Below are 20,236 nucleotides of genomic sequence, written 5' to 3' on the forward strand. Positions count from 1 at the left end.
GCCTGATTGTACTTTAAGATAGTAAATTTTAAGGTGTTTTCCCGTTTTGGAGATCAAATTCCACAGATAGAAACGCTGGGCCGGCTTTGCCTGCCGCGCTTTTCCGCCTGGACGGAGAAGCATCCGACGCTATTCAAGCTGATGAGTGCGCAGGAGCGTAGGCTTACCAGGAATGGAAATATCCGCAGATGCTGCAGTGGATATCCTTATCGGAGCAGTCGTCTTTTCCGGATGTGGCCCGGTAAACGTTGGGCCGGATCCGTAGCCGGCGGCGGCCCAGACCTTTTGTGACGATCGTCACGGGCCGGATTGCTACAGCGGCCCGACCTTTGTATACAGCATAAAAAAAGAACGATGACACACGCAGGAAAAACCGTAACGCAGTTCCTCACTGCACTGAACAACGAAGACATGGCGGCCGCCCGGGCCTTGCTCACTTCCGATTTTAAATTTGTGGGTGTATTAGGCTCCCGTGACGGGGCGGACGTATACATAGAAGATATGGGCCGTATGAAGATGAAATACACGGTCCATAAGATATTTGAAGAAGGAGACGATGTATGCGTGCTGTGCGATTATATTATGGGAAACAAAACCGTCTTCGGGTGCAGCTGGTACCAGCTGAGAGAGGGCAAGCTCAGTTCCCTCCGCGTAGTATTTGACCCCCGGCCATTGTTGTAAAAAATATAAGCGCGGCTTGCCTGCGCTTAATATTTTATAATCAGATGGTTAGACTTGATAATTACATTTATATAAAAAAATCTTCTAAAAAGGCCGTTTAGCCGTAGGGTAAGGGTGCTGTTTGGGTACTCCCTATCAGGCTATGGATAAAAATACCTTTCACGAACTTGTCAACCGTTATCTGGACGGCACCGCCACTACCGCTGAGCAGGCGCTGGTAGACCGTTATTGTGAGCAGCTGGAGACCGCAGGGGAAACGGAGCTGGAACCGGAGGCCGAGGCATTGCTGCAGCAGGTGATGTATGACCGCATCATGCGACGGATTCAGGCGCCCCGGAAACGTTTTTACCGGTGGACATACGCCGCAGCGGCCGCAGCGGTGCTGGCAATTGTAGCCGTAGGAGGCGTTTTCTTTTTTCCCCGCAAGCAGCCGCCTGCCATAACCGTTAAAGAGAAATCTGTATTTCATAACGATATTGAGCCGGGCGGCAATAAAGCCACGCTGACGCTGGCCAACGGCAGCACCGTGGTGCTGGATGATGTGGTAACTGATACGCTGGCGCCGCAGGGCAACAGCAGGATTACCCGGACCGGCAACGGCCAGCTGGCGTACCAGGCGCAGTCTGGCGTTCCCGGGAAGCCGGTATATAATACCCTTACCACACCGGCAGGCGGCCAGTTCCGCCTTACCTTACCCGATGGCAGCAAGGTTTGGCTGAATGCCGCCTCCTCCATTACTTTCCCTACCGCCTTTACCGGCAAAGACCGCACGGTGGAACTTAAAGGCGAAGCTTATCTCGAAGTGAGCCGGAATCCACAACAACCATTTAAAGTGAAAGTCCGCGACATGGAAGTGTCTGTATTGGGCACCCATTTTAATATCAACGCCTATCCTGATGAAAAAGGGATCCGCACCACACTGCTGGAAGGGTCCGTACGAGTGAACAACGAAGAACAGTCATATACGCTGAAACCTGGCCAACAGGCACAGCTCCAGCCCAACGGGCAATTTTCCCTGCATACGGTGGATACCGAAGACATCATCGCCTGGAAAGACGGGCAGTTTGCCTTCGACGATGCCGACATTCACACCGTGATGCGCCAGGTAGCACGCTGGTATGGCGCGGAAGTGATTTATGAAGGGAATGTCAGCCACCATTTTATGGGTACCATCCCCCGGGATGTGCCGGTATCGCGGCTGCTGAAAATGCTGGAACTGACAGGCAGGGTGTCTTTTGTCGTGGATGGAAATAAAATTATCGTCAAACCTTAAAGCAAAAACCAATCAATAATCTGCCTGAAAAAAATGGCCAGAGATATTCGCAGTATCCCTGGCCGGTGGGCAACATTAAAAAGTCCTGTTTAGAAATTTTATTCATCACCCAAAATCAAAAGTATGATTTTAAGAGCTTGGTTCCAAGCCCAGCGCGGTATCCTGTACCCGCCAGCTTATGAGCACTCCGGCAGGTTTCCGGCCCGGAGAAAAATCTGGAAGATTATGAAACTAACTGTCATGTTACTGCTGGCTGCCTTTATGCATGTGAGTGCGGGCACTTTTGCGCAGACAGTGACGCTTTCTGTAAAGAAAGCACCGTTAACCAGGGTTTTTAGGGAGATGCAACAACAAACAGGATATTCTTTCCTGTACTCCAAAGAAGACCTGCAGCACACGGACCATATCAGCCTGGACCTGAAGAATGTGCAGCTGACGGCCGCGCTGAAGGAATGCTTTAAGGAGCAGCCCCTTACCTTTACGATCGTAGACAAGGTGGTGATCATCAAACGGGAAAAAAATACGCTGGCAGCGCCACCTGCGGCGGCAGCCGTTGCGGCCATACCTGTAACCGGTACCATTACCGACAGCACCGGTACCGCACTGCCGGGGGCTTCCGTGGTGATCAAAGGAACGACCCGCTCCGCCATCTCCGATGTGGACGGCCGGTTTAATATCGACGCCAAACCCGGCGACGTACTGGTGATCCGCTATGTAGGCTTCAATACCAAAGAAGTGACCGTCGGTAAAAATACCAGCATACAAATTAAGCTGGAACAACTTTCCAGCCGCCTGGCAGGCATTTCCGTGGTAAGCACCGGTTACCAGACCATCTCCAAGGAACGCGCTACCGGCTCCTACTCCACCATCTCCGCCGACGATATGGCCGGTAAAATGCAGACAGGCATACTGGACCGCCTCGAAGGGATGGCTGCAGGGATGACCTCCTATAAAGGTAAAATGCAGATCCGCGGGGTAACCACCCTGGGCACTCAGACAGCTCCCCTGTACGTAATTGACGGGATGCCCTTTGAAGGAGACAGTGCGGTGATCAACCCGTCCGACATTGCTACGGTGACAGTACTCAAAGACGCGACCGCCGCCTCCATTTACGGCGCCCGCGCCGCCAACGGCGTCATCGTAATGACCACCAAACAAGGCAAAGCCGGCGCTATGAGAATCAGCTATAACAACGCGATCAAGTTTACCCCGCTGCCATCCAGAAGCTATAGCAACCGCATGTCCAGCGCTGAACTGGTAGATTTTCAGCGCGACATGTTCAACTACCGCTCCGGCGACTATAATGCCATCGATCCCCGCAAAGCCATGAATGATGTATACCGGCTGCTTTACGAACGAAAGGGCGGTAAAATCACGGAAGAGCAGCTGCAAAGCGCCCTGAACGTATTTCGTAACAACGACCGCTATGACCAGATGACGGACGAACTGCTGCGTAAAGCCATGGTGACCAACCAGCATAACCTGTCGCTCTCCGGTGGCAGCGAAAAATACCGCTATAATCTTTCCGTTAACTACCTCGGCACTAATCCGTACGAAAAAGCCCAGCAGTCACAACGTTTGGGTTATAACCTCCGCAATACCTTCAATTTCACCAAGTGGATGCGGGTAGACGTAGGCGTCTTGGGAAGCAGCATCAAAGAAGATTATGACAACGGATTTCTGGGGATGAAGAACTTCAACACCGGGAAAGCCTCCTATTACATGCTGCGTAATACCGACGGTCAGCCTGCGCAATGGTACCTGGGCAAATCCCAGTATGAAATTGACCGCCTGAAGGGCCTGGGCCTGCAGGACGAAACATATCGTCCGCTGGAAGAACTCCACCGGCAGCGTTACACCCGGAAAGGCAATTACCTGAACCTCAACGTTGGCGCAAACTTCAAAATCATCAACGGGTTGTCCCTGGACGTGCGTTATCAGGCAGAACGCATGGATACCACCATACAGCAGTTGTACCGTAAGAACGCTAACGTGGTAACCACCATGCTTAACGACGCTACCCCGATTAACGCCTCCTCCTCCCTGCTGCCGCTGGGCGGCCAGTTTAACGAAAACAGAAGCACCGTGGCCACCAACATGCTGCGTTTGCAGTTGAACTACGATAAACTGATCGGTAACGACCATGAAATCCAGGCGTTGGCGGGTGCAGAACGACGCCAGGTACGGAGCACCGCTACCAATATCCATAAATACGGATATGACGAGTATAGCCTCAACTATAAGCCGATTGATGAACTGATGTTGAACCAGAGCCTGAAAAATATGCAGTCTCTTTTTGGCCAGTTCAGGCTGGATAGCAGAAATAAAGACAGAGAGAGAGGGTTCCGGGACCAGGAAGACAGGTTCGTATCTTTTTATGGCAATGCTTCCTATACCTACAAACGCAAGCTGACAGCATCCGGTAGCATCAGAATGGACCAGTCCAACCTGTTTGGTACAGATCCTAAATATCAATACACACCCATGTGGTCAGCCGGGTTGATGTATGTAGTAACCGATGGTGGAGATATCAGCTGGCTGGACCGCCTGGCAGTGCGCACCACTTACGGCGTGAATGGCAATATCCCGAAAGATGCAGGTCCTTACATGATCACCATGGACGACAACACCAACTATCTGACCAATGAATCCCAGGCCTATGTGTACAGTCCGCCTAATGCCGGATTACGCTGGGAAAAAACCAAGGTGGCCAATATCGGTGTGGACTTCAGCACACTTAATGGCAGACTGACGGGTTCTGTTGAATTCTACAATAAGAATACTTCCGACCTGTTGGGATATATGGCAGCAGATCCGACGCTGGGCTGGCAATCTTACATTGTCAACTACGGCAGCATGTATAACCGTGGTATAGACATTACGCTGACCAGCACAAATTTCAAGACCAGGGATTTCCGCTGGAACACCACGTTCAACTTCAACTATAACAAGAACGAGCTGACCAACCTGGACGTGTCGGAAAATTCGTTGTATGGCTACGTGTACCAGGCGCAACGCCGGGAAGGTATTCCGTTAGACGGTTTATACAGCATCCGGTACGCCGGCCTGGACGCTAACGGCCGCCCACAGGCGTTTACCAAAGACGGAAAAATTGTGAAGTCCACACAGAACTTAACAGTAGCTGATCTGGTATACAGCGGAACAACAGTACCGCCCTATTCCGCGTCTCTCCAGAATACCCTGCACTATAAGGACTTCGATCTGTTCTTTATGTTCATTTACTATGGCGGTCATGTTATGAGAGATGTGGTAGCGCCTTATCTGACCAAATTCCCTGAGCTGAACTACACCAGCAATATGGACCGTTTGGCGCTTAATTACTGGAAAAAGCCCGGTGATGAACAAAATCCGGACCTCGCGCCCGGTTACTTCAGCGGTGCTTCCACCGCCACCACTACCCTGTGGGATGGTGCCGACAAACATATCAGCAAAGCATCCTATATCAAGCTGCGCGACGTAACACTGAGTTATAACCTCCCTTCGGCACTGCTGAAGAAAGCTTATATACAAAGTATGCGCCTGAGCTTCCAGGTACAAAATATATGGCGCTGGTCTGCCAACAAACAAAACCTTGACCCGGAAGTATGGAATGGTACTATCATTAATGCCACCAGGGGATCATTGGTACCACCCAGCTATACAATTGGTGTAAATGTTAATTTCTAAACGAAACAACATGAAAAAAATATTCATACTGTTACTGGCAGGCGCATCCCTTGCAACACTACCGGCATGTAACAAATACCTCGATATAAAACCGAAAGGATATACCATCCCTGAGTATTTTGACGATTATCAGAAACTGATGAACCACATTAACCTTGTAGCTGCGGTTGGGGCTTACCCGGCCTATATTACGGATGATGTTGAAGGCGGTGAGGATAATGACGTCAATCAGTCGGCCTCCTATCCGTTCTATGCCGTGTACAAACGCAACCTGTATAGTTTTGCACCGGGACAGATATTTGAACAGAACGATAATGACCCGCAATGGAACCCCTCCTACGACAATATTTTTGTTTGCAACACGGTCATCAATAACGTGATGAAGGTGAAAGATGCTTCCGAGCAGGAGAAAAAGCGGCTGCGCGCACAGGCGCAGGTATCCCGCGCATTTGAATACCTGACGCTCGTAAATATTTACGCTGAACAATATGATCCGGCCAATGCCGCTTCAGCCCTGGGCGTTCCGCTGGTGTTAACGGAAGACATCACAAAGCCTTATGAAAGGAAAAGCGTGGCCGCTGTATATGCACAAATCAAACAGGACCTGGAAGAAGCATTGCCCAACCTGCCTGACCAGGTGCCCAACAGTTTAAAGCCCGGAAAGAGCGCTGCCTATGGTTTGTTGAGCCGTGTAAACCTGTACATGGGAGACTTTAAGACGTCATTGGAAAATGCCAACAAAGCGCTGGGCGCAAATAATGCGTTGATGAGCTATGCTCCCTATGGCATCCGGAAAGGAACCTGGGGCCGTGTCTGGAACCCTGTGGATTCGTCCGCTTTCCCTGATGGACATCTCAATAGGGAGACCATCTGGTTCAGAAGGGGCACTCCCAGCTCTTCCAGCATATTTACAGAAGTATATGCGAATCCGGACCTGATCAGCATATTTAAGAAGGGCCTGCCGGCAGGTGCTGTGGATAAGCGTTTTAGCTTGTTCTACTGCGATGGCGAAGCGCTTTTTGGACCGAATAAAATATTATTCCCGGGCCGCGTATTGTGGGCAGCTTATGTGGAGTTTAACCTGGGCGTCGGTACGCCGGAATTGTACCTGAACGCTGCCGAGGCAGAAGCCCGCACAGGCAGCAAGGACAGGGCGATGCAACTGATCAATACCCTGCGCGACAGCCGCATTGTCAATAATCAGCCGCTGGCAGCCGCCAATAATGAAGAAGCGCTCCGGCTGGTACTGGAAGAACGCAGACGGGAGCTGGCCCTGATGGGATACAACCGCCTGGCCGACCTGAAGCGGCTGAACAAGGACGCCCGTTTCGCTAAAACTGTTGTCCATAAGCATAACGGACAGACCTACACCCTGCCGGCTAATGATAAGCGCTATGTGTTCCCCATACCGCCAAAAGTGCTGGCAATGAACCCTGATATTCCGCAATACGAACGCTAAACCATATACCGCCCGGAGGTGACCTCCCCTCCGGGCCCAACCCTCTTTTTATGAAGAAGATTTTATTGATACTCTGCCTGCTGATTGCGCTGGAAGGAAGGGCGCAGGAAGAAATAGCGTTTAACAATGCTGCCTGGCAGGCCACGCTGGAACAGGCAGCGAAAGAGAATAAACTGATATTCCTGGATTGTTATACCTCCTGGTGCGCTCCCTGTAAATGGATGGAAAAAAATGTGTTTAACGTTCCGGAAGTCTATAACTACTACAACCAGCATTTCATCAACACCAAACAGGATATGGAGAAGGGCGAGGGTGTGGACCTGCGGAAGAAATACAATGTACAGTCTTTCCCCACCTACCTTTTCATTAATGGCAAGGGCGAAGTAGTGCACCGTACCGGCTCCCGTATGTCGGTAGAAGAGTTCCTGGAAGAAGGCCGCATGGCCACAGACCCGGACCGCAGCATGTCGTCCCTGTCTGCCCGCTACAACGCCGGCGAAAGAAGCATACCGTTCCTGTTGAATTATTACCTCGCCGTAGCACGGTCTGACCGCCGCACGGCTGAAAAAATCGGCGGAGAAATCAGCGAAAAAGTGGCGGAGGCTGATCTGAATTCACCAATGGGGTGGAAGATCATTAAAAATATCGCCCGTTCCGGAGACGACCGCCTGGGTAAATACTATCTGTCCAACCAGGCGCAGTTCGCGTCCTATGCCAGCCGGGAGGAACGCGATGCGCTCACCGACCGCCTTATCTCCAGCACGTTGTACCCCAAAATCTACAGCAAGGATGAGAAAGGTTTCTTTGAAGGATTACAGCATTTTAAACAGTCAACATCACCGGAGAGACAGAAGCAGGCGGTGATGCTGGAAGCCGAATGGTATCAGCAGCAGGGCAACGTGAGCGCATATGTGAAACTGACGGACAAGGCCATGAAAGGAGTGCTGAAGGCAGATGCTGAGAAGTTGAGTTTCCTGGCGCGCCGCCTCAACGGCAAACGCGAAGCAGATCCCCAAACGGCTGCTTTCCTGCCACAGGCTTATAAAATGTCGAAGAAGGCCGTTGCCCTGGAACCGGAAGAGTACAGTATTCAGAGCACTTTCGGCTGGGTATGCCTTACCATGAAGAAAAAACAGGAGGGCCTGACCGCCGCCCGTAAAGCCAGGAAGCTGGCAGACGCTGAAACGTCCAAAATCCAGAAACTGGCCCAGGAACTGGTAAACGAGCTGGAAAAACTTTAACCAACGAACCATATCCCGTGAAAAAAAGGGTGCAGCTGCAGGGCTGCACCCTTTCCTTTTGAAAAAGGACTTGCATTATTTCGCTGCCAGGGTTATCTTCGCCCTCACCAACCATTTTGAATGGATATTGTTACTTCCTGTTTGTAGGCCCGCAAACAACAGGTAGCGATTCATGTCGGATTACAATACATATACGGATGATCATCTTTGGCGCCAGATAACGCTGGACGATCAGGATGCTTTTACCGCGGTCTACCACCGTTATTGGAAGGTATTGTATCTCCGTGCCCGTAATATGTTGTCCGACAGCGACCTGGCGCAGGACATCGTGCAGGAAGTGTTCATCTCCCTGTGGCACCGCCGGCAGGAAGTGGAAATACTACATCTCAAAGCTTACCTTTTTCAGGCTGTCCGCTTCCAGGAGCTGAAAGCGCTGCGCAACCTCAAATCAGACACGAATTTTTACGAGCGGCTGGCCCATATCTCCAAAGATCTCCTGCAACACGAGCCTATGGCTTTTAAGGAGCTGGATAGCGTGCTGCAGCGCGTAATGGCGACCATTCCCGAAGACCAGCGCGCCATTTTCAGCATGAGCCGCGATGAAGGCCTCACCTACCGGGAAATTGCAGACAGGATGGAAATCTCGGTCAAAACAGTAGAGAAGAAGATCTCCCAGGCGCTGCGCACCATCCGCAAGGGAATGGACAGTGCTTTCCCCTTACTGCTAAGCGTGATGGCGGTGATGGAGAAAAACAGCCAATAAATCACTCCGCTCACGTCATACCCCGGATGGCTTCTCCATCCTTGTGAAAAGCCCGCATAAATTTATTTCGGAAGTGTTCGTACTACTTATGTTCGCAAAAAAACGATCATCCTGATGATGATCAGGTTTTAAACACGCTATTCTTTACTAGTCATATTAAATTTTGTTTTAAGTTGAAAGGATGTATATATTGTAAAGAAGAAATTATATCCTGTAACTGTGAACATGACCCTTATTAACCTGTGAACATGACCCTGTTAAAAGCCTATGCCCGCAAGCGAGAGAGCGATCTCTTCAACATCTGCTCCTATTTGTTAAGAAGCCTGAAAGTGAATTTTACCAGCAGAGGGTTATTGGATGCCCTGGAGGACCACATCGAGTATCCTTCCCTGCTCTCTGTAAAGGATACATTGTTCAAATACGGTATAGCATCCGATGCTATTGACAAGGGGACCTATAGCTACGAAGTATTTGAAACGCCATTTATCTGTTCAATACAACAGGAAGACTGGCCCGACGCTAAATTTACCATCGTCACTGTCGCAGAAGCCGGGAATATTGAATACCTTGATCCACTAACGGATAAACCTGTTCATATTCCTGTCGGGGACTTCGAAAAGATCGACAAGCATGTGATCCTGTTGCTGGATACCACCGCTCCAAAGCATGAAACCAACCTTGCCGAAAACAGGAAAAAGCAAAGGGACAGTATGCTTGCGGGAAGAGTTTCTGTTTACCTGGTATTGGCAGCTGTATTGTTCGCTGCCGGCCATATCCTCACTCATACCGCCGGGTTGCCGGCCTGGTGCGGGCTGGGGTTCCTGCTGTCTTCTTTTTTGGGGTTGCTTATTTCCTCGCTGCTCATCTGGAATGAAATAGATACGCATAATCCTTTTATCAGGGAAGTATGTGGCGGTAAAAGCAGGAAGTTGAACTGTCATGCAGTGTTGTCTTCCTCCAAAGCATCCTTTGGCGGAATCAGCTGGTCGGTATGGGGATTTGCGTTTTTTGCTGCTTTTTTCTGCACACAGCTGCTCTTTCCTGCTCACCCCGGCTTTATGCTGATCTGGTCGGCGCTTTCCCTGTTGACAGCTCCTTATATACTGTTTTCCGTCTACTACCAGTGGCGTGTGATAAAACAATGGTGCCCGCTTTGCCTGGTCATTCAGGTTGTGTTAGGCGCCAACGCACTAATAGCAGGTTGCTATTTGTCGGACAGTCCCGCCTTACCGGGCAGTATGGAGCCTTATCATATCGTGGTCACCGTGCTGGCAGGGCTTTCTTTCCTTTTACTAGCCAATACTGCTATTCCGGAACTCAGGAATGCCCGCGATGGGAGGACCTATGAAAAGAAATGGAAAAAGTTGCGCTATAACCCGGAGATATTCCAGGCTTTATTGGATAAAAGCGACAGCGTCACCGTTCAGGCAAATGACCTGGGCATTGTGGTTGGTAATCCTCATGCGGACAATGAAATTATTAAAGTTTGTAATCCTTATTGTGGCCCCTGCTCCAAAGCACATCCTGAGCTGGAACAGCTCGTGAAAAACAATCCCGGTTTAAAACTGCGTATCATCTTTACAGCTACAGGAGACGCGAATGATAAGAGAACGCCGGTAGTAGCGCACCTGCTCGCTATTCAGCAAAAATATGGCAGCGAAGCAGTGCGCCTTGCCCTGGATGATTGGTATCTCGCATCAGATAAAGATTACAAAGCCTTCGAGCAAAAGTATCCGATGAACGGAGCATTGGAAGAACAGCAGGAAAAAATACAGGCCATGCGCAACTGGTGCAAAGACATGAAGATCAGGGCTACCCCAACCATATACATCAATGGCAGGGAACTGCCAGACAGCTATCGGGTAACCGAACTGAAGAACTTTTTCTAGAAAAACTGCCCGGCCGGTTGCAAACGTTATCGGGCACAGAAGGCGATCTGTTAAAAGCCCTCCCAAGATGCCCCGGAGAGAGCGGACATCCGTATATTTTAATTTCACAACTATGAAAAAAATCTCGTTAAAAAATTTAGATGCTTTAGGTATCCGGAAACTGTCCAGAGAAAGTCTGAAAAATGTAACAGGAGGTCTCTTCTGCCCTCCGGGTGAATTTCAGTGCCGTAATGGTGCATGTGTCCCTGCATCTGCTCTGATGGATGGTATTTGGGATTGCCAGGATGGTTCTGACGAAGAAGAGGGAACATATTCAGGAGGCGAATGTATTGGAACAGCAGGTGAATGGTTTTATAAAGTAAAAGTTAACGCTGATCAATGCCAGGCAAGCATAAATGAATATTGCTCCACTGGCCAGGGTATATGCCATTAATAGCCGTCATTATTCCGGGATCAAAGTTGTAAACTTTGATCCCGTTTGAAATTTTCCCGGGACCGCAAACACTTTGCAGTGCTTTTAGACAAACAATGGCCAGGTATTCTAAGCGTTAGTTCCCTGCCTGGTAAACTCCTCTCTCCATCCTGATCCCCAGCCGCTGATAAAATTCCGCCGGCTGAAACCCGGTCCTTTTATATTCTTCCAGCACCCTCATTTTTGCATTGTCCAGGCTGTTTTTATTTTTCCAGGTAGCTACGGTAACAATGGAGTATTGCCCGTTTTCTTCCTGGTGCCGGTATACGCGGTCTGTGACAAATCCTTCCAGCTGCCGGATAAAGCCCCGGTTGTAGTCCATCCGTTCGGTGAACTCAGCAATGGCGTGCGCCGGCACAGTGAATTTGTCAATGAAGTATACCGCCTCCTGTATAGCCGGCGGCGTTATGTCAGCAGGTAATATGCCCAGCTGCTGCAGGAATGCCAGCCTGTCCGTCAGGACTTCATGGTGTATGAGTTTCCCGTTTTTAAAAGTGTAGATGGCTGTTCCTTCACTGATCAGTGTTTTGTGGGTAGGCGTGGTGCCCAGGTAAGCCGTCTGATGGGTGCAGGTCATCTGTTGTTTGACGAAGACTTTATCTCCGTCGGCAGCGATGCCGGTCACTGTCCACCGGGCATCAGGGAAAGCCTTTATCAGGGATAATACCTGTGTCATAAAGCCCTGCGGTCCTTTCTCACCCTGAAGATTGGCGTAATCTCCTGAGACCAGCTGGTCCACATCTTCCAGCTGCCGGTGGTTCAGTGTCTGTTCGTAAAAATGAATGATAGCGGCTTTGTTTTGTTGTACGGTATCCATGGTTAAATGCTTTTTAGTGTGAATGTTTCCGGCCTGCGGGTAAGCGGTAGCGCTGGCGAGTAACAGGGCGCACAGCGATAATCGTTTGATCATGTGATATTGTTTAGTACCCCAAAATTGAAGAATACCGTGCCCGTATCATTGTAAAAAATCAGTGACTTTACCAGAAGAGAGGCGCCTGGAAGAAAGCGGTAGGCGTAAGGCCGGTAAACTTCCGGAAGCTGCGGTTGAAGTGTGCCTGGTCGAAATATCCCGCATCCAGCGCGAGATGGGTTAAGCTCCTGCCGGCAGGCGTTTGTTGAAGGACAGACCGCATCCGGATGATAGAAGCCATTTGTTTGGGGGTAGTGCCGATGACTTTGCGGAAACGTTTTTCGAAAGCGTCCTGGCTGAGGTAGCTGGCGGCCGCCAGCGCTTTCATACTTACATCGCCGTTGACATGCTGTATTTGCCGCAGGGCATCCAGTATCAGCAGGTCCTGTTTGGGAAAACGCAGCTGCGACAGCAGAAAAGTGTCCAGCAATGCAGCCCTTTGTGTATCGCTGGTGGCTGCCGACAACTGCTCTTCCATATCCGTTACCTGTTGCCGGCTGAAGAAATGGGCCAGTGAAACACTGTGCTCAAACAGTTCATGAAGCGGCGTTTTGAAAAATGCGGCAGCGCCGGCGGCTTTGAACTGCACAATGATGGCGGCACTGTCAGGCTGATAGTTGATCAGCCTGACAGTACTTCTCAGCCCTGAGATAACGGAAGCCGGCAGGTCAACGGGCGGCCGTTCGCCGGAGAGGTAACGGACCAGCCCTTTAAACCGGAAGGCGATGGCGGGCGTAGTATCCGGCAACACGCGGTTCACCCTTTCATCGTGGCTTTCAATGATTTTGTAAGCCTGAATGAAGGGCTGCAGCGGCGCAGATGGCAGATACGTTTTCATGAGGATATAAAGATAGTTATTAATTGTATTTTAGTAGTTTTTTGGATGACGGCAGCATCTTTCACCTGAAAAATCATTGTTTATGACCAAGTCAGACGGCCCGGTGGTACATCAGCAGAAAACATTTACTGATGTGAATTACGCTGGAAAAAGGCTGAAGAACAGGGAGTTTATACGATGTGAGTTTATTGGTTGTGATTTTTCGAAAAGTGATTTACGGGGTAATGACTTTGTGGACTGCCACTTTAAACAGTGCAATTTCTCGATGGCGATATTGAACAGTGCCGGTTTCCGGGACGTCTGCTTCACGGAGTGTAAAATGTTGGGCATTGACTTTACCCAATGTAACAGGTTAATGTTCTCCTTCTCCTTTTATGGATGTATACTGGATTATTCCACCTTCCTGGGCACAAGGCTGAGAAAGACACCCTTTAAGGAGTGCTCGTTGAAAGAAGTAGATTTTTCAGAAGCCGATTTAACATCCGCAGATTTCAGCAATGCTGATCTGTCGGGTGCCAGGTTCTCCAATACGGTCCTGGAGAAAGCTGATTTCAGGACCGCGCTGAATTTTGGGATTGATCCGGATTTTAATAAGCTGAAGAAGGCCCGTTTTTCGGCCATGAATCTTTCCGGGCTGCTCTATAAATACAACCTGGATATTGAATTTTAGCAGCCTGTCATCTGCTTCGCCGGAAGGTGGCCACCAGGTGGCCGGTCAGTGTTTTGTAATGGACAATGGGAACAGGCGGATGGGCATGTCTGGCCATTATTTCCAGTTCTTCTGTATAGTTCCTGCTGTTGCCAATGTGAAAGTAGTAGTGATGGCCGCCAGCTTTAATATATACCTGGTCGTTAGGCGTGTGTCCTTTGCCGTAATTGTAACAGATGCCCAGTTCGTCCATTTCAGCAAAGGGGATGGTCAGTGTACGGAACGCTTTAAAAACATACAGCACATTATCTTTTATAAGGTAAGGAGGAATAATGCTGTTCGGGTTATAACCTGACAGGCTATCCCGCAGCCTGCGCATGCGTTCAAAATCCTGTGCAGACATATCCCTGGCGAGTTGGGTGTAACCAGTGATAAAATGCTGCGTCCATCTCCAGGCGGCCAGGCATATCAGGCCGCAAATGGCCGCTACAGCACCTGTTACCAGCCAGCTGTCACGTATCCTGGAATGCAGTATTTCACCGCGCCAGAGCTCCTGCCCGGATATAGGGTCAACGGGGCGCGTATAGGCAAACGGGTAGGTGTTCCAAAACACCAGCAATGCCGCTGCAAGAGGGACCAGCAGCAGGAAAATGCCGAAGTAATATCTGCCTTTGCTGGTCTTTTGTAAAAAGATGATCTTATCCTGTTCCAATAGCTTTCGGGGTTAGATGACAGCTTAAAATTACGATTCCTCCTGAATGATGAAGAGGCAGATATATTTTCGCCGGAGATGAAACAATATTCGCCGGTTAGTGAGGCTACCGGGTCACGTGTGTCTGATAACGGGTTATCCTTCCGGCGTTGCCGTGTTGGAGGTCTGACTGTTATGAGCGTGCAGGAGGCGAACTAAAATGAAAAATCCTGTTGATTGTAATGTCAGCGGTATTTTCAATCGTTATATAAGAAGGAATCCGAACAATTGTCATTTGATAGTGTGGTCAAATTATCCCGATACCTATAGCCGGAAAATTTTTTTATCTGAATTTTCTTCCTGTGATTTTTATATCGAAAAAAAGACATAGATTTAATCTACCTGTAAAATTCAAATACTCAAAATAATCATTACTGTTAAAAGGCCCAATAGCATTGGTTCTATGTACTATTACTATTCCACAACAAAAACCCAATCCCCCTGTAATGAAACTATCACTACACCCGTCTGTAGGTGTTGCTCGTTTGGGCAACAGCCCGGACCAGATTTGTCTATCCCCCCGCACTATTGGCGGTCTTCCTTTTGACGCGGACGCGCATGGAAACCCGACGGGACCTATCACTAAGTTCAAAGATGGCGCCGGTCTGATAAAGCGCCAGGGACAACCTTTCATGATTTATAGCGAAACGGGCGAAGAGATTACACTGGATACGCCCAATGTAAACTCCATCACCTGGACGGTACATCTGGCTAATAAAAAAGCGGCATGGTACCAGTATTCAGAGCTGAAAGGTAACCTGATGTATGGTTATGAAAACAGTTACGCCAATCAGAAAGTACCATGGCGTAATAAAGATGTGGAGGGCCGCGAGGCGCGGCAAACGCTTATTATAGATCCGGGTCCGCGAGTGGTCAGCGGCCGTCAGCAGAAAGTTGCTTTTACCAGAGACCAGGCGCCTGCCAACTATCCTGTGCAGTATCCGCCGGACCATGTACTTGAAGGCCTTCCCGTTACTACATTGGGTGATTTGCTCACAGATGATCAGGGGCGGCTTGTGGTACTGGGTGGATACGGCTGCGCCGGGGGTGATAAGGAGCTGACCAGCTATGGCGGTTCTGATACCTGGCATGACGATATTTCAGATGGCACCGTAAAATGTGTTGTTGAATTTAAAGACAGTACGCCGAAGGTAACGCTGCAAGCCTGGGTGATCGTTGGTTCACCTGACTTCGCACCGGAAATCGTAAATATCTCCACCCTCAGTGATACGATGTTTGATGTGGGCGTACGCCGTCTGAAGATGGTACCGGAGATGTATGGTGATAATGGCTGGAACGAAAATTATGTCGCTAATTTCAAACGCGATATTTTGCCTGTCATTAGCCGTATCAGCCGGTATCAGTGGGTAGCCAATGTGCCGTCGATGATGGCCTTCTGCTCTTTTCAATTTGATTACGGAGATCCGTCGGAAGCCAACAGGAAGAACAGGGAGCAGTACTTCTCGTACTTCCGCCGGCCTGATGCTATCCCCCAACGGCTCCTCCTGAAGATCAATCGCAACAGAAACTCTGGAAGCATAACGGGGGTGATTATTTCCCTGCTATGCCGCTGAATTCCGGCAGTAACTCGGTCAGCGAAGTGAACATCATGAAGTTCCTCGCACTCGACGAAACGCAGTATTTCCTTCTGTCGCAATGGGCAAAGGGGAAGTTTGAAAATACACCCGAACCGGCGGCGGGCTATATCCATCCCATGGATGCCGCCAGTGTGGGCAATTGTGTGGGACTACCCATGTGTCCCGGTATTGAAGTTACCTGGAGCATGCAGAACCAGTTAATATATGAAGCGCCATATGTCATCCATCAATATGACGGTGATTATTTTGCCACAGGGCTTTCTCCCTATGAGGATGAATGCGCCAGCTTCCGGGGTTGCGAACCAGGAGATCTTACCAAACGCATGGCTTGTCCCTGGCAGGCGGATTTCTTCCAGTGCACTATCCAGTATATTAACTTCACTAATCCTACCGTCAATAAGGAAGATGGCAAACCGCTTCCGCCCACTTATTATTCTTACTGGTGGCCACCGCAGAGCCCATGGGACGTGCTTATCGGGGAAATTACCGAGAAAGGCCAGGCGGACGCGTTTGCGCCGGCGGGATTGCAAGTCAACTATCAGCGGGGTATCAACAGCTTCGTGCAGATGGTGCAACACTGGTCGGCCCTGGGCTTCATCAGGGACCAGAATGCCGGTGACCAGGGATTCCCCTACCTGGTAGAAACGGAACGGGTGAATGAATTATTTACCTGCGAAGAGGTACCGGTGTCGGCCATCAGCGGAGAGGAGGAGGACAAGGAGACTACCATACCGGTGTATTTCATCAAACAAAACAAGGAGGATGTGAAAAAGATGAGTGCCCGCGGAGCTGCACTGGTAGAACATCTCGAAAAGCTTGCCTTCAAACCTATCAGCGTAGCGGCCGAAGGACTTCCGCTGCCCCGCTCCGGCACCCGGAACAGATATTAAGTATATGCAGTCAATTCATACAGATATCTTCATTACAGGCGGCGGACCGGCAGGTACCGCCGCTGCTTTATGCCTGCTTACGCATACCACCTGTAAGGTGGTGGTGGCGGAAGCCAGCGCCTATGATAATGTTCGTGTAGGCGAACACGTGGACGCCAGTATATTCCGGCTGTTGGAATACCTGGATATCCCGCGCAATACCTTTGATGGCACCGGCATACAGGAAGGCTATAACAGTGAGGCGGCATGGGGAAGCGACCGGCTTGTTTCGCGGCATAGCATCTACACTACAGAAGGGCGCAGCTATCAGCTGGACAGACACCTCTTCGATTCCTTTCTGGCTGCGCAGGTGGCCGCCCGCGGAGGACAGCTGTTTCCGCGAACCAGGGCATTGCACTACCAGCATAACGCTGACGGTCGCTGGACCATACTGCTGCAACATGAAACAAAAGGACAGTTCGAGGTACATGCAAAATTCCTGATGGACGCTACCGGCCGTCAGGCAAAAGTTTGCAGGCATCTGGGAATCCCCGGCAAAAAGTATGACCAGCTCACCGGTATTGGCGCCTATCTGCAGTCAGATACAACGCCTACGCCTGAGCAAAAAATACTTCTGGAAACAACAGCGGAAGGCTGGTGGTATTACGCCACTATGCCCGGAAACCGGATGGTCGCCACCTTCTTTACAGATAGTGACCTTGTTAAGCAACACCTGTGGCAGCAACCCGATAACTGGAACCGGCTGCTGGCGTCCACAAAACACCTGTTGCCCTTAATAAGGGGAAGCCACGCCTACGGGAAGCCCTGGGTAAGAAACGCTTTCACGCAAATGACGGACACCAGTACTATAAAAAATTTTCTTGCCGCCGGAGATGCGGCGCTGTCTTTCGATCCTATCTCCTCTATGGGAATTGGTTTTGCTATCAGTTCCGCATGTCATGCAGCATTGGCTGCTGACCAGCAGCTGCAGGGGAATGCAGCCGGTATTATCAGTTATCACAAGGATTTGCGGCAACATTTTCAGCAATATCTTCAGGTAAAAGCCTCTTTCTATAGAAAGGAACAACGATGGAAAACAGCTCCGTTCTGGATACGAAGAACGGAACGTGTATCCGACACAGCTAGTGTAGATCCGGGTAGTTAGAGATGGGGTCTCCTGCTACTGTTTGTCGTAGTGAAGCGCCACACATCCGGATTTGAAAACGATGGTGTCGACCAGCTTTAAATTGAAATTTTCCTGCAGGCTGCCGGCGTCCAGCAAAGGTCTTCCTCTTCCTACAATAACAGGATGGACCACCAGGTAAAATTTATCGATGAGGCCTGCGGAGATCAGTTCCGGCAACATGCTGACAGTATCCACAGAGATGGTACCACCAGGCTGTTGTTTTAATTTCATCAGCTCTGCTGCAGGGTTACCGCGGACGATCCGCGTATTGTACTGCGCATTTTCCAGGGTTCGTGAAACCACTACTTTTTCGATCGCCGTAAATCTTTCAGCAAACCTGTTTTCATCCGCGGTACCGGATTGATCCCTGGCAACATCGGCCCAATAGGGAAACATGAGTTGATACATGATACGGCCGAAAAAAAGCAGGTCGACATCCTGCATCATGTCTGTGAAGTAATCATGCAGCTCCTCATTGGGAGAAAAGGTGGTGTGGTCACAATAACCATCTAAGCTGATGTTCATACCGAAGGATACGGTTCTCATGTCGATGTTTTTATTTTTAAAAGATACAAATCAAAAATAAGAGAAGGCATCAAGCCGGATAACAGGGATTTGCGACAAAAAAGGGGGCTTTTATGTAAGGTAACAGCGGACCCGTTAAAGGGGGCAGGTGGAATGACAGGCAGCAACCCTGGCGGATATAAAAGACAAAACCCGCGCTAAGCGCGGGTTTGCATGATGCAGCGGGGAAGAGGGGATTGGGTTTGAACCCTTGCGGAATTTAATATTACCAAAATTCTATATATTATTTAAATTTGCCTGCAAACGACTAACCTACAGTTGCCATTTTTGTATCATACGTCTGCAACAGAAATTGGCACATGGAACCGGCGAGGTTTACCGCTAGAGCTGCATGGCGCGGCGAAGGCTTGGCGCGCTTTTGGCTTTTACCATGTGCGTCGCTTAGCTTGTTTCTCATACTTCCTAAACCCTCAATAATACTTTGGCAACCATTCAATATCTGCTTAAATATTTTTTCAGTATGTTGATCTGGCGATAGGTTTAAGTTTGTAGCCGTCAATTTGTAAAGTTTTGGCAGATCAATAGTATCGTCATATTCTACATTCATCTTATCTACTATATGTTTGCAAACAGTTTCCAGCAATGTCCTGGCTGATGTGATTGCAGCTTCAGGATCCTCGTTCATTCGTACCAGAGCTTTTTGCCAAATGTCTCTAATATACAGGTCATCTATCCTTATTGTAGTTTCTACAATAGGTGTTCTTTCCTCCAACTTTCCAAGTACAGGTTTAAAACCTTCATTGATAAAATTACGACGTTCTTGATAGCTTGGAAATTTATGTTTTATATATTGCCAAAAATCATTCAATGTCCGATTTTCTTTTACAAAGTCGGGTAAATCTCCCTTTATAGATGACTTTCTCAACAATGAGGATCGGGCTGCGATATATTCCTCCCCGTTACTTTGTCCATTTGTTGCTATTCCCATTAAATTATTCTTTACAACTTCTACGGTTCGCAGAACATTGCGATCATGTAATAGCCATGCATCTTGCAATTTCGTTTCGAGGTTAGCAGTTACACCCAGAGAACGGAGATCCAACAAAATGTGCTCGATAGAGATATACTTAGTTGTCCACGTGAGATATTCTGTTAGAATATCAATGATTACTGATGGAAATGCCTTATTGTTTTTGTCATACAGTTTGTTTAAGAAAGATGCAAATTTATTATCCCAATTACCATCAAATGTTAGAAATGAGAAATCATTGCGGTCATCTCTCTCATTATAAGCAGCTGAATAAACATCCTCTATTTTAAGATTATTGCAGAGTCTAATAAAATCGGTGGTCTTAAAGTATTCAAGAATATTTTGCTTAGTAAGGTTATCGTACAAGGGATTTAGTACTGTGAAAATTCTCATTTTTGAATCGGTTTAAATATTT

Annotated in this window: 17 protein-coding genes; 12 read left to right on the plus strand and 5 right to left on the minus strand. The window is 49.0% G+C overall.

Annotated elements, in window-relative coordinates; translation table 11 throughout:
- Nucleotides 1-354: 354 nt before the first annotated feature.
- The 8 genes from HF324_RS02960 (at nucleotide 355) to HF324_RS02995 (ending at nucleotide 11,426) form a co-directional block, all read left to right on the plus strand.
- On the plus strand, nucleotides 355-681 hold the full coding sequence (locus HF324_RS02960) for a nuclear transport factor 2 family protein (RefSeq protein ID WP_168861887.1): 327 nt from the start codon (nucleotides 355-357) through the stop codon (nucleotides 679-681).
- Nucleotides 682-823: 142 nt separating this feature from the next.
- Nucleotides 824-1,954 (plus strand): FecR family protein, encoded by a 1,131-nt coding sequence (locus HF324_RS02965; protein WP_168809356.1) that lies wholly within the window; start codon nucleotides 824-826, stop codon nucleotides 1,952-1,954.
- Between the two features lie 225 nt (nucleotides 1,955-2,179).
- Nucleotides 2,180-5,641, plus strand: coding sequence for a SusC/RagA family TonB-linked outer membrane protein (locus HF324_RS02970; RefSeq protein WP_168861888.1), 3,462 nt, complete (start codon nucleotides 2,180-2,182; stop codon nucleotides 5,639-5,641).
- Between the two features lie 10 nt (nucleotides 5,642-5,651).
- Entirely contained in the window at nucleotides 5,652-7,100 is a 1,449-nt protein-coding gene (locus HF324_RS02975) for a RagB/SusD family nutrient uptake outer membrane protein (protein ID WP_168861889.1), read from the plus strand.
- 50 nt (nucleotides 7,101-7,150) lie between these two features.
- The gene (locus HF324_RS02980) at nucleotides 7,151-8,341 is read left to right on the plus strand and encodes a thioredoxin family protein (protein ID WP_168861890.1); all 1,191 of its coding nucleotides are present in this window, start codon (nucleotides 7,151-7,153) and stop codon (nucleotides 8,339-8,341) included.
- Nucleotides 8,342-8,513: 172 nt separating this feature from the next.
- On the plus strand, nucleotides 8,514-9,104 hold the full coding sequence (locus HF324_RS02985; RefSeq protein WP_168809364.1) for an RNA polymerase sigma-70 factor: 591 nt from the start codon (nucleotides 8,514-8,516) through the stop codon (nucleotides 9,102-9,104).
- A 248-nt stretch (nucleotides 9,105-9,352) separates the two neighbouring features.
- Nucleotides 9,353-10,993 (plus strand): vitamin K epoxide reductase family protein, encoded by a 1,641-nt coding sequence (locus HF324_RS02990; RefSeq protein WP_168861891.1) that lies wholly within the window; start codon nucleotides 9,353-9,355, stop codon nucleotides 10,991-10,993.
- A 112-nt stretch (nucleotides 10,994-11,105) separates the two neighbouring features.
- Complete coding sequence (locus tag HF324_RS02995; protein WP_168809368.1) at nucleotides 11,106-11,426, plus strand: low-density lipoprotein receptor class A repeat-containing protein; 321 nt, start codon at nucleotides 11,106-11,108, stop codon at nucleotides 11,424-11,426.
- A 115-nt stretch (nucleotides 11,427-11,541) separates the two neighbouring features.
- Here the strand turns inward: HF324_RS02995 and HF324_RS03000 are convergent, their stop codons facing one another.
- Nucleotides 11,542-12,375, minus strand: a complete 834-nt coding sequence (locus HF324_RS03000; RefSeq protein ID WP_168861892.1) for an ester cyclase — start codon at nucleotides 12,373-12,375, stop codon at nucleotides 11,542-11,544.
- Nucleotides 12,376-12,442: 67 nt separating this feature from the next.
- The gene (locus HF324_RS03005; protein ID WP_220100662.1) at nucleotides 12,443-13,213 is read right to left on the minus strand and encodes a helix-turn-helix transcriptional regulator; all 771 of its coding nucleotides are present in this window, start codon (nucleotides 13,211-13,213) and stop codon (nucleotides 12,443-12,445) included.
- 82 nt (nucleotides 13,214-13,295) lie between these two features.
- Between HF324_RS03005 and HF324_RS03010 the strand changes: the two genes are divergently transcribed.
- A complete protein-coding gene (locus HF324_RS03010; RefSeq protein WP_168809371.1) occupies nucleotides 13,296-13,883 on the plus strand; it encodes a pentapeptide repeat-containing protein in 588 nt (195 codons plus the stop codon).
- Between the two features lie 7 nt (nucleotides 13,884-13,890).
- Here HF324_RS03010 and HF324_RS03015 read toward each other — a convergent pair whose 3' ends face one another.
- On the minus strand, nucleotides 13,891-14,574 hold the full coding sequence (locus HF324_RS03015; protein ID WP_168861893.1) for a hypothetical protein: 684 nt from the start codon (nucleotides 14,572-14,574) through the stop codon (nucleotides 13,891-13,893).
- 485 nt (nucleotides 14,575-15,059) lie between these two features.
- Between HF324_RS03015 and lodA the strand changes: the two genes are divergently transcribed.
- The 3 genes from lodA to lodB are packed head-to-tail and all read left to right on the plus strand — an operon-like array spanning nucleotide 15,060 to nucleotide 18,245.
- The gene (gene lodA, locus HF324_RS33535; RefSeq protein WP_258539414.1) at nucleotides 15,060-16,187 is read left to right on the plus strand and encodes a CTQ-dependent lysine 6-oxidase LodA; all 1,128 of its coding nucleotides are present in this window, start codon (nucleotides 15,060-15,062) and stop codon (nucleotides 16,185-16,187) included.
- Nucleotides 16,178-17,101: a LodA/GoxA family CTQ-dependent oxidase gene (locus HF324_RS33540; protein WP_258539415.1), complete on the plus strand. Its 924-nt coding sequence runs from the start codon at nucleotides 16,178-16,180 to the stop codon at nucleotides 17,099-17,101. The genes lodA and HF324_RS33540 overlap by 10 nt, the downstream gene beginning before the upstream one ends.
- 4 nt (nucleotides 17,102-17,105) lie before the next feature.
- On the plus strand, nucleotides 17,106-18,245 hold the full coding sequence (gene lodB, locus HF324_RS03025; RefSeq protein WP_168861894.1) for a lysine-epsilon-oxidase maturase LodB: 1,140 nt from the start codon (nucleotides 17,106-17,108) through the stop codon (nucleotides 18,243-18,245).
- 15 nt (nucleotides 18,246-18,260) lie between these two features.
- Here the strand turns inward: lodB and HF324_RS03030 are convergent, their stop codons facing one another.
- Nucleotides 18,261-18,812: a dihydrofolate reductase family protein gene (locus HF324_RS03030; RefSeq protein ID WP_168809380.1), complete on the minus strand. Its 552-nt coding sequence runs from the start codon at nucleotides 18,810-18,812 to the stop codon at nucleotides 18,261-18,263.
- Nucleotides 18,813-19,098: 286 nt separating this feature from the next.
- Nucleotides 19,099-20,214, minus strand: coding sequence for an abortive infection family protein (locus HF324_RS33330; RefSeq protein WP_220100663.1), 1,116 nt, complete (start codon nucleotides 20,212-20,214; stop codon nucleotides 19,099-19,101).
- Nucleotides 20,215-20,236: the final 22 nt, after the last annotated feature.

Origin of the sequence: Chitinophaga oryzae (assembly GCF_012516375.2) — a bacterium.
In the GTDB taxonomy this organism is placed as follows: Bacteria; Bacteroidota; Bacteroidia; order Chitinophagales; family Chitinophagaceae; genus Chitinophaga; species Chitinophaga oryzae.

Bases quoted from the DNA above. Each gene is read 5' to 3' on its own strand.
- HF324_RS02960 (WP_168861887.1), top strand. From the start codon at position 355: ATGACACACGCAGGAAAAACCGTAACGCAGTTCCTCACTGCACTGAAC.
- HF324_RS02965 (WP_168809356.1), top strand. From the start codon at position 824: ATGGATAAAAATACCTTTCACGAACTTGTCAACCGTTATCTGGACGGC.
- HF324_RS02970 (WP_168861888.1), top strand. From the start codon at position 2,180: ATGAAACTAACTGTCATGTTACTGCTGGCTGCCTTTATGCATGTGAGT.
- HF324_RS02975 (WP_168861889.1), top strand. From the start codon at position 5,652: ATGAAAAAAATATTCATACTGTTACTGGCAGGCGCATCCCTTGCAACA.
- HF324_RS02980 (WP_168861890.1), top strand. From the start codon at position 7,151: ATGAAGAAGATTTTATTGATACTCTGCCTGCTGATTGCGCTGGAAGGA.
- HF324_RS02985 (WP_168809364.1), top strand. From the start codon at position 8,514: ATGTCGGATTACAATACATATACGGATGATCATCTTTGGCGCCAGATA.
- HF324_RS02990 (WP_168861891.1), top strand. From the start codon at position 9,353: ATGACCCTGTTAAAAGCCTATGCCCGCAAGCGAGAGAGCGATCTCTTC.
- HF324_RS02995 (WP_168809368.1), top strand. From the start codon at position 11,106: ATGAAAAAAATCTCGTTAAAAAATTTAGATGCTTTAGGTATCCGGAAA.
- HF324_RS03000 (WP_168861892.1), bottom strand. From the start codon at position 12,375: ATGATCAAACGATTATCGCTGTGCGCCCTGTTACTCGCCAGCGCTACC.
- HF324_RS03005 (WP_220100662.1), bottom strand. From the start codon at position 13,213: ATGAAAACGTATCTGCCATCTGCGCCGCTGCAGCCCTTCATTCAGGCT.
- HF324_RS03010 (WP_168809371.1), top strand. From the start codon at position 13,296: ATGACCAAGTCAGACGGCCCGGTGGTACATCAGCAGAAAACATTTACT.
- lodA (WP_258539414.1), top strand. From the start codon at position 15,060: ATGAAACTATCACTACACCCGTCTGTAGGTGTTGCTCGTTTGGGCAAC.
- HF324_RS33540 (WP_258539415.1), top strand. From the start codon at position 16,178: ATGCCGCTGAATTCCGGCAGTAACTCGGTCAGCGAAGTGAACATCATG.
- lodB (WP_168861894.1), top strand. From the start codon at position 17,106: ATGCAGTCAATTCATACAGATATCTTCATTACAGGCGGCGGACCGGCA.
- HF324_RS03030 (WP_168809380.1), bottom strand. From the start codon at position 18,812: ATGAGAACCGTATCCTTCGGTATGAACATCAGCTTAGATGGTTATTGT.
- HF324_RS33330 (WP_220100663.1), bottom strand. From the start codon at position 20,214: ATGAGAATTTTCACAGTACTAAATCCCTTGTACGATAACCTTACTAAG.